This is a genomic window from Thalassospira sp. MCCC 1A02491, assembly GCF_001613785.1.
GTDB lineage: Bacteria > Pseudomonadota > Alphaproteobacteria > Rhodospirillales > Thalassospiraceae > Thalassospira > Thalassospira povalilytica.
Genome location: NZ_LPVX01000027.1, coordinates 15411 through 30488, shown reverse-complemented (window position 1 = coordinate 30488; position 15078 = coordinate 15411). Strand labels below are relative to the sequence as shown.

Here is a 15078-nt window from a genome sequence, read left to right as displayed (position 1 = left end):
TCACACCTAAATCAAACGATCCACTGAAATCTTCCGGCGGTGTAATCGTCAGACCTTCGAGTTGATCCGGGTTCAGCGTCCAGGTGCCGTCGCCATTATCGGTACCTGCCGACAGGGTCGCGCCATCCGGAACACCATTGATCGTTACCGTCAGCGTTTCGCTGGAATCCGTGAGACCAGCATCAATGTCGAGCGCGATCGCACTATCTTCGTTGCCGGACGCATCGGACACATCAAGCGTCGGCGCATCGGCAACGCCCGCGACATCGACAGTGATGCTGCCAGTGGTCGTCGTAACGTCTTCACCATCTGCAGAGGTCGCGGTCACACCGAGATCAAACGATCCGCTGAAATCCTCAGCCGGCGTGATCGTCAGCCCTTCGAGCTGGTCCGGACTCAGCGTCCAGGTGCCATCACCGTTATCGGTGCCAGCAGACAGGGTCGCGCCATCTGGCACACCACTGATCGTGACACTCAGAACTTCACTGGAATCTGTAAGACCCGCATCGATATCCAATGCAATTGCGGAATCTTCAGAACCGCTGGCATCAGTCACATCCAGCGTTGGTGCGTCCGCAACACCCGCAACATCAACCGTGATCGAACCGGTGGTCGTCGCGACGTCTTCACCATCTGCAGATTGTGCCGTCACACCAAGATCGAACGACCCGCTGAAGTCTTCGGCCGGCGTGATTGTCAGACCTTCAAGCTGATCCGCGTTCAGCGTCCAGGTGCCGTCACCATTATCTGTCCCCGCCGATAGGGTCGCGCCATCTGGAACGCCGCTGATCGTTACCGTCAGAACTTCACTGGAATCTGTAAGTCCCGCATCGATATCCAATGCAATTGCGGAATCTTCGTTGCCCGACGCATCGGCGACATCCAATGTCGGCGCATCCGCAACGCCAGCAACATCGACAGTGATCGACCCGGTCGTGGTGGCAACGTCTTCGCCATCAGTTGAGGTTGCCGTCACACCGAGATCAAACGAACCGCTGAAGTCTTCAGCCGGCGTAATCGTCAGGCCTTCCAACTGGTCCGGATTCAGTGTCCAGGTGCCGTCACCATTGTCGGTACCTGCTGACAAGGTCGCGCCATCCGGAACACCGGAAATGGTAATGTTCAGAACTTCCGAGCTGTCCGTCAAACCGGCGTCGATGTCGAGTGCTATTGCAGAATCTTCAGAGCCACTGGCATCAGCTACGTCAAGCGTCGGCGCATCTGCAACGCCTGCAACATCAACCGTGATCGAGCCGGTGGTGGTTGCAACGTCTTCACCGTCGACCGACGTCGCCGTCACATCCAAATCGAACGATCCGCTGAAATCTTCAGCCGGTGTGATTGTCAGACCTTCCAACTGATCCGGATTCAGCGTCCAGGTGCCGTCACCATTGTCGGTACCCGCAGACAATGTCGCGCCGTCCGGAACACCACTGATCGTTACCGTCAGAACTTCAGAGCTATCGGTCAGGCCTGCGTCGATGTCTAGTGCGATTGCACTGTCTTCATTCCCTGATGCATCTGCAACATCCAAAGTCGGCGCATCGGCAACGCCCGCAACATCAACCGTGATCGAGCCGGTGGTGGTTGCAACGTCTTCACCATCTGTAGAGGTCGCGGTCACGCCAAGGTCAAACGACCCGCTGAAGTCCTCAGCCGGTGTAATCGTCAAACCTTCAAGCTGATCCGGGTTCAACGTCCAGGTACCGTCACCATTATCGGTACCAGTCGACAGGGTCGCGCCGTCCGGAACGCCGGAGATGGTAACCGTCAGCGTCTCGCTGGAATCTGTAAGACCTGCATCGATGTTCAGCGCAATCGCGCTATCCTCGGCGCCCGAAGCATTTGAAGTCTCAAGCATCGGCGCATCTGCGATACCTTCGACATCGACTTTGATTTCTTCCATCACAACGGCGGTGTCGTCGCCATCGGTGGTCGAGACAAGGACCGAGAGGTCGATTTCGCCACTGAAATCCGGTGCCGGGGTGATGGTCAGGCCTTCGAGCTGATCCGGGCTGAGCGTCCAGCTGCCATCGCCATTGTTGGTCCCGGCCGAAAGTGTGGCGCCGTCCGGGACACCGGTAATCTTGACGGAAATGCTTTCGCTGCCATCGAGAAGTTCGGTATCGATATCAAGTGCAATCGCGCTGTCTTCGCGTCCGGAAGCATCCGAAACATCAAGCGTCGCGCCGTCGGCAACGCCGGCAACATCAACCGTGAAGCTTGAAGAGGTCGAGCTCGTGCTGCCATTTGCTTCGCGGCTGGTTGCGGTTACGGTGAGGTTGAAACTGCCGCTGTAATTTTCCGGCGGCGTGATTTTCAATCCGCCAAGCTGCCCTGCCGGAACAGACCAGGTGCCATCGCCATTATTGGTACCGGCCGACAAAATAGCACCTTCGGGCACGCCGGAGATCACCACCGAGAGTGTTTCACTTCCGCCATCAAGGTCATTAAGCGCAGCAGACACATTGAGCGAAATGGCACTGTCTTCCGACCCGGTAACATTGCCGGCCGAGAGTGTCGGCGCGTCGGCGACTTTTTCGACCTCGATCACGTCATCTGTGATCGCATCATCGGTGATCTCGGACTGGGCTGCATCATCTGCAAGGGCGGTTGCATCCGCATCGGTCGCAGGTGCTTCTTCCCCGGACGGGACGAAATCGGGTCCGCGTTCGCCGCGGCCGGTGCCGCGCGGCTGTTCACGATCACCACGCAACTGGTTGGTGTCGCTGGTCGAAAGCGGGATTTCAGGCAGCTCGATCGTGCTGGGATCGGATTTCAGCGAAATGTCGTCATGACCGAAGCTGTCAAGATTGCCGTCAAAGGTTCCATCGACCGTATCAAGATTGTTTTCAATCTCGGCATTTATCGCCTGGGCGATTGACTGTTTTTCGGTGGCTTCTTCTGCCTGGACGCGTTCCTGGCGCTGGGTCGCGGCATTCTGGCGACGGAAGGCTTGCTGGGCTTCGGCCTGGGGGTTGAAAACCTGGTTGCCATAATGGACAGAGCCAAGTTCCTCTTCGGGCGGACGAGCAGTATTGTTCAGGTCGTCATGAAGTTCGACCAGTTCATTACTTTCCCCATCCTGTTCCTCCACGCGCATCAGCTCTTCTGGCGTCGCTTCCTCATTGACGCTGCTGATATCTTCACTGCGTGAATTTTCCGTATCGCGAGGATCGTCCGCCATCTAACCCATTCTCCGTGAAACGCAAGACGGGTATAACCCGACTCACACTTCTATACCTTAGTATAGACACCCTGACACATGCCAGAGTTTTGTGCGGCCAGGCAGTAGAAATGGTTTCGGCATTTCCAGCGGGACCAAATGAAAGCTCATCGTTCTTTGAACGCCTGATCAAGCGAGACATACACAGGTTTCAGCAAATACTGAAGAAGGGTACGTTCCCCGGTCTGGATGTCTGCCTGCACAGTCATGCCCGGTATGATCCGTTGAGCCGAAGCGCCTTCACCAACCATGTCGGTATCAAGCGCGACCTTTCCTTTATAATATGGTTGTCCTTCCTCATCAATAAAAGTAGATGCAGAGATCGATACCAATTCGCCGGAAATACCACCATAACGTATAAAGTCAAAGGCACTGACCTTGACCGTCACCGGCTGCCCAAGATGGACATGACCGATATCTTCGGTCGAGATGCGGGTTTCCGCAATCAGGTCATCGTCAACCGGCACCAGTTCCATCACGATCTGCGCCGGGGCAATCACCCCGCCGATCGTGGTGAATTGCAGGCCCTTGATATAACCTCGCGTAGGCGCAACGATTTCAAGGCGGGCAACGCGATCACGCAATTTGCGCAATGCCTCGCGGGTCTGGGCAATTTCACCGCCCAGCCGGCCAAGCTCGGTAATTGCTTCTTCGCGCTGGCTTTTTTCAAGTTCATTCAGACGCAGCTTGGCCTCGGCAATGGTTTCGCGGGCCCGGGCCTGTTCGGCAACGACCCCTGAAAGATTGCCCTGGGCTTCGTTCAGTTCACGCTGGATATTGAGGAACAGCACCTTGGAATTCAGCCCCTGTTCATAAAGCGAACGGCGCATGGTGACTTCCTGGCTTAGCAAATCAACCGATTTGCGAAGCGTTGCTTCCTGTTCACTGAGCTGGGCAAGTTCGGCGTTGCGTTCCTTGATCTGGACCTGAAGGATTTCGTTCTGGTTGCGATCAAGTTCGGTCTGGATGTTATAGATTTCCTGCTGATTGCGTGCGAGTTCCGGATATTGCGCAAGCAGGCTGGCAAAGTCCGGGTCGCGGCCTTCGGCAAGGGCACGATAGCGTTCCGCTTCGAGCTGAAGGTTGCCAAGCTTGGTTTCCGTCTGGGACAGTTCGGCCTGCGCGCCGTCGGCCTTGAGCCGGACAAGAACCTGACCTTTTTCAACAAGATCGCCGTCACGCACCATGATCTGTTCGATGATGCCGCCTTCAAGATGCTGGATCTTGTTGACCGCACCTGTTGGCATCACCTGGCCGAATGTAATGGCCGTTTCCTTGATCTCGGTGGTGGCTGCCCAGGCAACAAGCGCAAGAAAGCCCACCGATAGCAGCACCATGGCCGAGCGGATAAAGACCGAAATACCGCCTTCTTCAAGCAGAACGGCATGCGAAAGATAACGCGCCATGCGACGGGACCGGCGGAACCGTTCAATCGCAGTATTCTGCACAGCTGCATCACTCATAGGTAGCCTCCGTCTATCACCTGTTGCTTGATCCGTTCGGGCGGGCCGTCGCCACGCAGCTGTCCGGCTTCAAGAACAAGTATGCGGTCGGCCAGATCAAGGTGACTTGGCCGATGGGTAATCAGGAAAATGGTCGACCCGCCACGCAACCGGTTGATTGTGTGCTGGAAGGCGCGATCGGCGCGCTGATCCAGACCGTTGGTCGGTTCATCAAACAAAATGATCGGGGCTTCACGCACAAAGGCGCGCGCCAAAGCCAGCCGTTGCAGGAAACTTGCCGAAAACCGCGAGGAATGCTGATCACCGACACGGGTATCAAACCCGTCGGGCAAGGCTTCGACTTCCTGCAAAATGCCCGCAGACATGCACGCCATGCGCAGGTCATCAGGCGATGCGACCGGATTGGCCAGACGCAGGTTCTGGGCGATCGATCCCCGGAAAAATTCGATATCCTGCGGCACATAGGAAATGGCCTGACGCAGGGTTTGCGGATCCATCTGGCGGATATCCGCCCCGTCGATCAGGACCGCACCGGCCTGGGGCTGATACATGCCTGCCACCAGCTTGATCAGGGATGATTTGCCCGCACCATTGGCCCCAACCACGGCAACGACCTGTCCGGGTTTGATGTCAAAATTGACCCCGACCAGTGCCGGATCGGAATCCGAGCTGTAGCGGAAACTGACGCGCGAAAACGTAATCGCACCTTCAAAGCGGCGCTGCTCGACCGAGCGCGGCACAAGATCGCCTTCGGGCTGAAGGTTCATCAGCCGGTTGATCTGGCGGACACTTCCGCGCAGCTGTGCCAGACGCGGTAAACCAAGGAAGGCCTGGTTGATCGGCCCCAGAACACGCCAGGCCAGCATCATCGAGGCCACAAGCGCACCGACACTCATTTGCGCATTCATCACCTGGTCTGCACCAAATGCCAGAACCAGCGCACCCGCAGAAATCATCAGGATCTGGGCTGATGTGTTGATGATATTATTGACCATCGAAACCCGGAACCCGGCATAGGCCGTATCGGCGGATATGTCGCGGAACCGTGCCAGCCAGCGTTTCTCGGATGCGGTATATTTCAAAACCGACATCTTGCCGACCGTTTCGACCAGGAATTCCTGGCGGCTGGCCCCATGACGGCCAAGTTCGACCACCCGGCGCGAAACAACCGGAAAGGCAATGACGCCGATCAACAGGAAGACCGCCATCAGGACAATCGGAATGACTGCCAGCCAGCCCCCCAGATAGAACATCGCAATCAGGAAGATCGGCACAAACGGCATTTCAAGCATCACCATGGCCATCGGCCCGGTAAAGAATTCACGCACACTTTCAAAGTCGCGAATACGTGAAATCTGTACCCCGACCGGTGCCCGTTCGGTAAAGGTCGGCGGCAACGACAGCAACCGTTCAAAGATCGCGCCACTGACCAGCGTATCAAGACGGGCACCAAAATGACTGACGATCTGACTGCGCAAGGACCGCAGGATCCAGCCCAGAACCATGACGATCACGATCCCGATTGAAAACTGGATCAGCATCGGAATGGACCGGGTTCCAATCACCCGATCATAAATGCCCATAACAAAGACCGGCGTTGCCAGTGCCATGATGTTGAGAACAAGCGTAAGCAGCAGCAGCTGATAACCGAGCGAGGAAAACCGTGCGGCAATGCCGCCAAACCAGCCGCGCTTGTCATCTTCGAAATAGCGGGCCCGGCGATCGGCCATCGTGAATTGATAGAGCTTGCCCGGCAGCGAAGACGACCGGATGACCATTTCACGATCCGTTCCGCCATCAAAAACCCGGATACCGTTATCTTCGGGGCGAATGACCACCAGTGCGGTGCCGTTATCGGGCACGAACAGGCAGGGCATCATGCGTTCGTCAATCTGATCGAAGGTCGCGTCAATTTCGCGCGACTGATAGTTCAGATGCGCAAGAACGTTGCGGAAATCCGTGATATCAAGCGTCTGGTCCAGATGCGGCAGGGCTTCTGCGACCTGGCGGGGCAACCCGCGCCAGCCAAGTGCCTGAAGCAGCGGCCAAAGACAGGCATCGAAATCCGACTGGGCATCAATGCTTGCCATTCCCATGCGATAGCCCAGCGCATAGTTCATGTTTTCGAGCTGTTTCATTGTGCCCCCGTCTCTACTGGTGCACTGAAGTTCGATTCTGCACGGGTAACGCGGGCATTGCTGCGTTTGAGAACCGGCACAAGATGATGGTCGACAATCCGGTATTGCTTGTTTGCCAGTGCAATCAGCGACGGCCGGTGCGACACCATGACAAGGGTGCAGTGCTTTTTCAGTTCCAGCATCAGGCTGGCCATGATGTTGTCACCAGCCATATCAAGCGAACTGTTGGCTTCGTCAAACAGCACGATGCGCGGATAATCAATCAGTGCCCGCGCAACCGCGATACGCTGTTTCACGCCACGCGGCAGTGTTTCGGATGCCTGTCCGCCGACTTCGGTGTCATAGCCTTCGGGCATGCGCATGACAATGTCATCAAGGCCAAGACGACGGGCAATTTCAACCACCCTGTCCACACCGATTTCCTTGCGGAAACCGGTAATGTTTTCAAGAATGGTGCCCTTGAACATCACGCCATGTTGCGGCAGGTAGGCGATCTGGCGGCGCGTTGATTCCGCCGTATAGTCGGACGGATTTTTACCATCGAGCAATATGTCACCGCTGTCAGGGCGCAATGCCCCCATCAAAAGCCACAGCAATGTGGTTTTGCCGGTCCCGTTATCGCCAGTGATCGCCACTGAATCCCCCGGTTCAACCACCAGATCAAGCCGGTCAAAGATCTTCTTTCCGTCGGCATGCGAAAAGCCCAGATTGCGCAATTCGATCTTGCCTTCAAGCAGCGGCATTTCCGCGGTTACCGCGCTGTCTTCGGGTTTGATTTCAAACAGTTCATTCACGCGCTGACGGGCAACACGGATATTCTGGAACTGTGTCCACAGGCTCATGGCGCGCTGCAATGGCTGGATCGAGCGCCCCGACAACATGGTGCAGGCCGCAAGTCCACCAACGGTCAGGTCACCATTGATCACCAGCACACTGCCGATCGCGGCAACCATCACCATGGTCAGCATCGAAAAGGTTGCACTGGCATTGACCGCCGCATGGGCCGAACGCGCCGCAATCAGGTCATCCCCCGAACATTGTTCCTGAAGCTGTTCATGACGGCGCACCATCAGGTTTTCCATCGCCATCGACTTGATGGTGTGAATGCCCGTTAGGGTCTCGATGATAAAGTTGTACCGGCGTTCGTCAGACTGGCTGCGCTTGTCCAGGGCGGCACGCAACTGATGGCCCAAAATCATCGCGGTCAGAAAGAAGGCAAGCAATATGCCGACCGGCACGGCAACAAGCACCCCGCCAATAACCGCAATCAAGGCCAGAAACAGCACGACAAACGGAAGGTCAACGATCGCGCCGATCGCCTGACCGGAATAGAAATCGCGCAGCAGATTAAGACTGTTCAAACGCTGAAGATGCAGCCCCGGTGCGGTCTTGTCATAGTCGATCAGACTTGCCGAAAGCAAATGACCGACGGCCTTTTGCGAACTTTCATGTTCGAATTTCGCCGCCGACAGCGAAGAAATATAGGCCCGGCCAAGACGCAGCACAGCCTCGATCAAAAGAGCGCCAAGAACGCCAAGGATCAGCAAGGTAAGCGTCGGTATGGAATTATGCGGCAGAACACGGTCATAAACCTGAAGCAGGGTAATCGGCAGCGCAAGCGACAGCAGATTGATCACCAATGCGGCAATCAACAGCGAAAAACGGCCGGTGCGCAGATGCGACAATGTCCCGATATTCAAGCCCGGACGACGTGTCATAAAGCGGGGATGCTCCAGGTTATGCAGAAAATACCATCCTAAAGTGGTGATATTATACCATCAGATAGGATACATAGCCGATCACTAATCCCAGTGCAAGAAATTCGTGCACCAGACACAACCGGATAATTTTGTATTCTTGCCATCCTGGCGTTAAGTCGCAGAGATCACCTAAATATCAGAAAAAACTTAAAAAGTCCTAGCCGACATCCCTGTCACCCCGCAGCCGGTCAAGCGCCCGGCGCTCTGCCTTGGTCGGGCGTCCGGCACCGGCTTCGCGTTCCGCAACCGGTGCGGTTCGTATATCTGACGCAACTTCCTTTTTCGGTAATCTTGGGGGGGAATGGTCCACATACAAGCCCTGGGCTTCCGGGGCGGGCCCGCGACGTTCGCCAAGGGCGATGACTTCGACCACACGCAAATGCGGCCCCTGAAAGAACTGCAACCGGTCACCGGCGACGACCGTGGCACTTGCCTTGGAGACGGACTGACCATTCAGAACGATATGCCCGGACTGGCAGGCTTTGCTGGCCAATGACCGGGTTTTGTAAAACCGGGCATGCCAAAGCCATTTGTCGACCCTGAGCTTTTCTGACTGTTCGTTCACAACCATCCGATCCTGCATCAAGTGATTATAAAGACATAGAACGCAGAACGGCGACCCGCAAGGATCGCCGTTCAATTCCGATTTCCAGGATGCTATCAGCCTTTGGCTTCGAGCATCTCCTTAAGCTTGGCAAACGGAGAATCTTCGTTGATCTGGTTGCCCTTGTCCGGGGCCGGGCCACGTCCGCCCGGCTTGCCACCGCGACCACCCTTGCCACCATGGTTCGGACGATTGCCGCCCTTGCCCTTGGGACCGCCTTTGCCGCGTGCATCCTGACGCGGACCACGCTGCTGACCACGACCGGCACCGCCACGCTTGCGGCGATCAACACGGACAAAGTATTTGACCTCGACCAGCTCATCGCCATCCGCATCGGTTTCCGCGGCCTCGGCCGGGGTTGCTTCTGCGGTGTCGGTGGATGCGGCGTCATTTGCCGGTGCTGTTTCGGCGCTTTCAGCCGGTGCAGCTTCTTCGGTTTTGACTTCGGCATCGGCCTTGGCGGTTTCTTCGGCCTTTTTCTCGGCTTCCTTGGCAAGAAGTTCGGATTTCTTGACCTTGGTTACCTCGGCACGCCAGCCAAGAGCGGTAAATACGCCTTCGGCCTGCTCGACCGTGCAGCCCAGAAGTGACAGCAGATCGGGATCAGGACGTACCTTGCCGTCGTTTTCACGGGCCTTCTGACGCAGAAGGGCTGCGAAACGTTCAAGCATGTCCACACGTGCCGCAAGCGGACCAACCGGCATATAGCCAGCAGCAAGGTAAAAGCCCTTGGAATTGGCACGATCGTTCGGAACCGATGTCCGGCCTGCCGGCGGCAATTCCGGAAGCGCATCCAGTTCACGGGCAACTGCCCAAAGAATACCGCGCAGCTCAACCGGATCGGGTTTCAGCGCATCAAGCACATGGACGGTTTCAACACCCAGACGCACGCCAAGTTTGGCAAGTGCCTTGCGGTCTTCGTCCGACAGGTCCTTGACCAGGCTTTCAAGTTCCGAGCGCGGAACACAGCCCAGACCTTCGTTCAGCTGGAACAGAAGACCGCGAATCGGACCGGACAACTGACAATCGCGCAGGCGGGTCAGCATTTTAAGGCGCGCTTCGATATGGGCATTGACGAAATTCTGCAAACGGGTGCGCACACGTTCACGTGTCGGACCGTCAAAGAACTCGCTGTCGATCACCTGAACTTCGGGCGACAGAACTGTGTCACCTTTTTTCAGCACGCCAACCTGCGCACCGTTCCAAAGGACATCAAGCTGCCCATTCACCGCGAACTTGTCGTCTTCGTCGGTTTCAAGTTGTTTGACACGCTGGGCGATTTCGCCGGTCAGCGCGCGACGTGCGGCACTGGCAATAGCCTTGCCTTCGAAAGCAGCATCGGTTTCATCAGGGATGAAACGGAATCCATCAAGACGGCCGACAAATTCACCTTCGACCTGTACTTCACCATTCGCAGTGATGGTAGACATGAGTTCAGACTTGTCCTTGAGACTTTTCAATAAAACCGAGGTCCGTCTGTCAACGAACCTTTGGGTCAGGCGTTCATGTAGCACATCTGAGAGCTTATCCTCAATGGCCCGCGTGCGTTCCTGCCAATGATTGGCATCTTCGAGCCAGTGATGCTTGTGCGATACATATGTCCAGACGCGAATACCTGCCAAACGTGATGACAACTGATCGATATCACCATCATAACGATCCAGACGCAAGACTTGTTCGCCCAACCAGTCGATGGGCAGTTTGCTTCCGGGTTTCGCAAGATAGCGATAGATAGATGTTAGCAGCCTTGGATGGGCATCGGTATGGATATTTCTGAAGTCGGGAATCTGGCAGACTTCCCACAATAACTGTACCCGATCCGGGGCCGAGGCAATGCGTGCGACATCTTCGTTATGCGCCAGATGATCGAGCATGATTTCATCAACCGGCTCGCGCGCCAGAATAAGGGTCGGGTCATCCGATCGCCGGCGCAACGATTTCTGCAACGCATCCACTGACCGGAAATCAAGCCGCGCATTGCGCCAGAATACTTTGGCAAGCGGTTCGAACTCGTGGGCTTCGATCTGTTCGATGATATCGGGATCAATGCCCGAAAGGTTGCCGGTAACCCCAAATGTCCCGTCATTCATGTGACGGCCGGCACGCCCGGCGATCTGCGCAGTTTCAGCCGCTGTCAAACCGCGATTGAACTTGCCGTCAAACTTGGTCAGCGCGGCAAAGGCAACGTGGTTAAGATCAAGGTTAAGCCCCATGCCGATGGCATCGGTCGCAATCAGGTGCTCTACCTCGCCATTCTGGAACATTTCGACCTGGGCATTGCGGGTGCGCGGGCTCAGCGCGCCAAGAACCACCGCAGCCCCGCCCTTTTGACGGCGCACAAGTTCGGCCACCGCATAGACTTCCTGTGCCGAAAAGGTCACCACAGCCGACTGGGCCGGAAGGCGCTGGATCTTCTTCGATCCGTTATAGCTTAGGGTCGAAAACCGTTCGCGCCGATCAAATTCGACATTATCAACCAGCTTGCGGATCACCGGCCGGATGGTTTCCGCCCCCATGAACATGGTCTCTGAGCGCCCGCGCGCATGCAACAGCCGGTCGGTAAAGACATGCCCGCGTTCGGGGTCCGCACACATCTGGATTTCGTCAATTGCCAGGAAATCGACCTGCTTGGCCACGGGCATGGCTTCGACGGTACACAGGAAATAGCGTGCGGTTTTCGGCAAGATACGTTCTTCGCCGGTGATCAGCGCCACCGCCCCCTTGCCGACCTTGGCCACTGCGCGATCATAGTTTTCACGCGCCAAAAGCCGCAACGGGAACCCGATCATCCCGGTCGTATGCGCCAACATCCGTTCCATGGCCAGATGGGTCTTGCCGGTGTTGGTCGGCCCCAATATGGCAAGGATACGAGGACCGGTTCGGGTTGAAATCTGCATCAAACTTTTCCAATCGACAGCCCATTGATCAGGACCATCGCAATCTTTGGGCCTTTCAACACGCGAACCGGCGCAATGTCAAGCTTTCAGCAAAGTTCGTCACATCGTGTTTCCTCCCCCGTCAACACCCCAAACCATTTGCAGGAGGCCCCGATGAGCAACCCCGATTCTGACGACGACAACGAAGGCCAGGCAGGCACATGGCCATCAGTCGCTGCCAAGGCTGTCAAACGTCAAGTCGAGCCAGAGTGGGAAGAAACCAGTCAAACAAAACCAGTCGACCCTCACAATCCAAACGTTGAACCAGAACTTCCTGCGGATAATGAAGATTGGGAATATTGGTGGCGCAAGCTCCTCCAGCCACCGGCAAAACAGCATAAGCCCGGCTTGCCGAATATCGGTCTCGGACCTTTTGACGCCCCGCTAAAGGAATGGCGTCTATTCCGACGTCCCAAGATCTGACACCCCCAGTAAGTACTAGGACCAACACCGAATGATTGTTCTGTTCAAAGTATCGACGCGTGAAAAATTTAGCCCTTTCATCCCCGGCCCTGAAACCGCTGGATACTTCAATGCATGGCGATTTGGCATCGCCAAAGTTCCTGATCAGGATTTCGGGCGCGGCGTAGAAAACTGCTTCAAATGCCCATGCTGCGAGCGCATCTTACCCACCGTATTTGCAGAGGCTGATCATCTGTTTCCCAAATCGGCGCTGCTTCAGGCACTCACTGGTGCCACCTATGCCGGGTGGCGGCGGTTTACAGAACTCGCAAACGAGGCAAACAAAAAGGATAACTATGTCTCGCCGGACGGAAACGTAGCGAACTTGAAGCTTGGTAAATCGGTCTTGCGTCTGCCTGATTACGACAACCTGACCGGGATTCTCGCCGACAACTCGGACGAAGGTTACGAACTTATCAAGGCGATCTACACGACCCCAGACGCCATTGAAAAAGACTATGATTCCGACGAGGTAAAGGTTGCCCACTGGGCAATGTCGGGGATTCAAAACGATAGCGGCATCGTACTCGATAACAGCGGAACAGAAATCCTATTTGCCGACCTTGCCGCCTTTGACATTACGAACATCGCGTTCCTTTGTTCCGTTTGCAATCAAGCCAAGAACAAAGACTTCTTCCCTGCTCACAAGGGGTTTCGAACGCGCATCAACCAACAAAAGCAGCTTGTCCACATTACCAAGGGCAGCATCATGCTGAGCAACTCGGGTAACACCTATATCGAGCAACGCAATTAGGTACTAACGCAAACTGAGTTTCACTATTTCCCGTGTTCGAGCAACGGTGCCCCTGGCCCATCCTTTGCCAACTCATCTGCCGGGTTGCGCAGCGGGCAATCTGATATCGACAGGCATCCACAGCCAATACATTGCCCCAACTGATCACGAAGCCGGGTCAGTTGATCGATCCGCTCGTTCAAGTCATCGCGCCATTGCGAAGACAGCTTTTCCCAGTCCTTGGCATTGGGGACCGTGTTATGGGGCAATTTGTCAAAGGCTTCTGCAATTTCAGAAAGCGGTATCCCGGTTTTCTGCGCGACCTTGATGATGGCAAGCTTGCGCAACACGCCGCGGTGAAACCGGCGTTGATTGCCATCGGTACGGATCGAACTGATCAGACCTTTGCGTTCATAAAAATGCACAGCCGAAACCGCAATCCCGCAGCGGCTGGCGACTTCCCCGACGCTCAGATAACGCTGTAATACACCGCTTCCGGCCATTTCCCCCTCCTGCATCCTGCCTTCTGACAGGTATCGAATTTCGTTGTTGACCTTAACATTAGTTGAGGTTCTAGAAGCTTACGCATTGAAGCGAAATTATCAAGGAGTCAAATCCGTGAAAGAAACATTCAATGTCGCCATCATCTATGGCAGTGCACGAGAGGGGCGGCTTTGTGACATGGTTGCGCGCTGGGTACTGACAACACTCGGATCGGATCGCGATCTTTCACTTGATACGATTGATCCGGCTGTCCTGAACCTTCCGGCGGCACATACGCGTGCAGAACATCCGGGCATTGATGAACTGCACACCGCCCTTTCAGAGGCCGATGCCTTTATCGTCGTGACACCGGAATACAATCACAGCTTTACCGGCGAGCTGAAATTGCTGATTGATGCAGCCAAACAGCCATGGCGTCGCAAGCCGGTCGCCTTTGTTTCCTATGGCGGGATGTCAGGGGGATTGCGCGCGGTCGAGCAATTGCGTCTTGTCTTTGCCGAACTTCATGCCGTGACCATGCGCGACGTGGTGAGCTTTGCAAACGTCTGGGACCGCTTTGACGAAGACGGAAACCCAATCGACCAGGAAAGCACAAACCAGGCACTGCATCACATGGTGAGCGACCTGAAATGGTGGGCCGGCGCATTGCGTGATGCCCGGTATCCGAACAGCAGCCAGCAGCTTCGAACCGCTGTTGCATCCTGACCGATAAAAACAGCCAAAACCCGGCACTCGAAAGCCCGATATTTGTCCGACTGCGACTTTTGTGCTTTGCCCTTCTCGCGCCACCACCGCATTTGCCGGAAAACCGCAAGATCAGGCTCAAACAAATCAGCCCCCAAAAGCAAAACGGGGCGACCATAAGGTCGCCCCGCCAATCAATGCCGGTCGGTCATTAGCATTCGACCATCACCGGTCGGGTCATTAATGGTTACGCATCTTGTCCGCATAATCCTTGAGCTGTCGGCGTGCGGCCTGGAAACTGTTTTTAAGCGCGACATAGACATCTTCATGGGCATGATCAGCACTGTCACGCTTTACCATGATTTCCTTGCCCGGCACATTGATCCCGAAATGTACGGCGAAACGGTTACCGTGGTTATGGGATGCTTGGGGTCGTTCCACCACAACATGACAACTGGTCATGCGATCGAAGGTTTCTTCCAGTTTTTGCACCTTGAAACGGATACGCTCGTCAAGCGCATCAGACTGATCAACATCACGGTAGGTGATTTGAACGGGAACCTTCATG

11 protein-coding genes are annotated in these 15078 nt (G+C 55.7%); 3 read left to right on the top strand and 8 right to left on the bottom strand.

Going from position 1 to position 15078, the window contains the following annotated elements:
• From AUQ42_RS09075 to AUQ42_RS09050, 6 genes are all read right to left on the bottom strand, one after another.
• The coding region (locus AUQ42_RS09075) for an S-layer family protein (protein WP_231856723.1) at positions 1 to 3187 on the bottom strand (3187 nt) is incomplete at its 3' end.
• A gap of 146 nt (positions 3188 to 3333) precedes the next feature.
• A complete protein-coding gene (locus AUQ42_RS09070; protein WP_068518769.1) occupies positions 3334 to 4689 on the bottom strand; it encodes an HlyD family type I secretion periplasmic adaptor subunit in 1356 nt (451 codons plus the stop codon).
• Positions 4686 to 6827: a peptidase domain-containing ABC transporter gene (locus AUQ42_RS09065; protein WP_068518768.1), complete on the bottom strand. Its 2142-nt coding sequence runs from the start codon at positions 6825 to 6827 to the stop codon at positions 4686 to 4688. Before AUQ42_RS09065 ends, AUQ42_RS09070 begins: the two co-directional genes overlap by 4 nt.
• Entirely contained in the window at positions 6824 to 8545 is a 1722-nt protein-coding gene (locus AUQ42_RS09060) for a peptidase domain-containing ABC transporter (RefSeq protein WP_068518767.1), read from the bottom strand. Before AUQ42_RS09060 ends, AUQ42_RS09065 begins: the two co-directional genes overlap by 4 nt.
• Positions 8546 to 8744: 199 nt before the next feature.
• Entirely contained in the window at positions 8745 to 9152 is a 408-nt protein-coding gene (locus tag AUQ42_RS09055) for an RNA-binding S4 domain-containing protein (protein ID WP_369813520.1), read from the bottom strand.
• A gap of 95 nt (positions 9153 to 9247) precedes the next feature.
• Positions 9248 to 12088 carry a helicase-related protein gene (locus AUQ42_RS09050; RefSeq protein WP_068518766.1) on the bottom strand — a complete coding sequence of 947 codons (2841 nt, stop codon included), beginning with the start codon at positions 12086 to 12088 and terminating at the stop codon, positions 9248 to 9250.
• Between the two features lie 153 nt (positions 12089 to 12241).
• Here AUQ42_RS09050 and AUQ42_RS15790 point away from each other — a divergent pair, with 153 nt between their 5' ends.
• Together AUQ42_RS15790 and AUQ42_RS09045 are read left to right on the top strand one after the other, a co-directional pair.
• Positions 12242 to 12550, top strand: coding sequence for a hypothetical protein (locus tag AUQ42_RS15790; protein WP_156480863.1), 309 nt, complete (start codon positions 12242 to 12244; stop codon positions 12548 to 12550).
• 31 nt (positions 12551 to 12581) lie between these two features.
• A complete protein-coding gene (locus tag AUQ42_RS09045) occupies positions 12582 to 13343 on the top strand; it encodes a hypothetical protein (protein ID WP_068518765.1) in 762 nt (253 codons plus the stop codon).
• A gap of 23 nt (positions 13344 to 13366) precedes the next feature.
• Here the strand turns inward: AUQ42_RS09045 and soxR are convergent, their stop codons facing one another.
• Positions 13367 to 13825 (bottom strand): redox-sensitive transcriptional activator SoxR, encoded by a 459-nt coding sequence (gene soxR, locus AUQ42_RS09040; RefSeq protein WP_082817795.1) that lies wholly within the window; start codon positions 13823 to 13825, stop codon positions 13367 to 13369.
• A 115-nt stretch (positions 13826 to 13940) separates the two neighbouring features.
• On the opposite strand from soxR, the gene AUQ42_RS09035 reads away from it, so the two are divergent.
• Positions 13941 to 14531 carry an NADPH-dependent FMN reductase gene (locus AUQ42_RS09035; RefSeq protein ID WP_068518763.1) on the top strand — a complete coding sequence of 197 codons (591 nt, stop codon included), beginning with the start codon at positions 13941 to 13943 and terminating at the stop codon, positions 14529 to 14531.
• Between the two features lie 219 nt (positions 14532 to 14750).
• On the opposite strand, the gene AUQ42_RS09030 is transcribed toward AUQ42_RS09035, so the two are convergent.
• Positions 14751 to 15077, bottom strand: coding sequence for an HPF/RaiA family ribosome-associated protein (locus tag AUQ42_RS09030; RefSeq protein ID WP_068518762.1), 327 nt, complete (start codon positions 15075 to 15077; stop codon positions 14751 to 14753).
• Position 15078 lies beyond the last annotated feature (1 nt).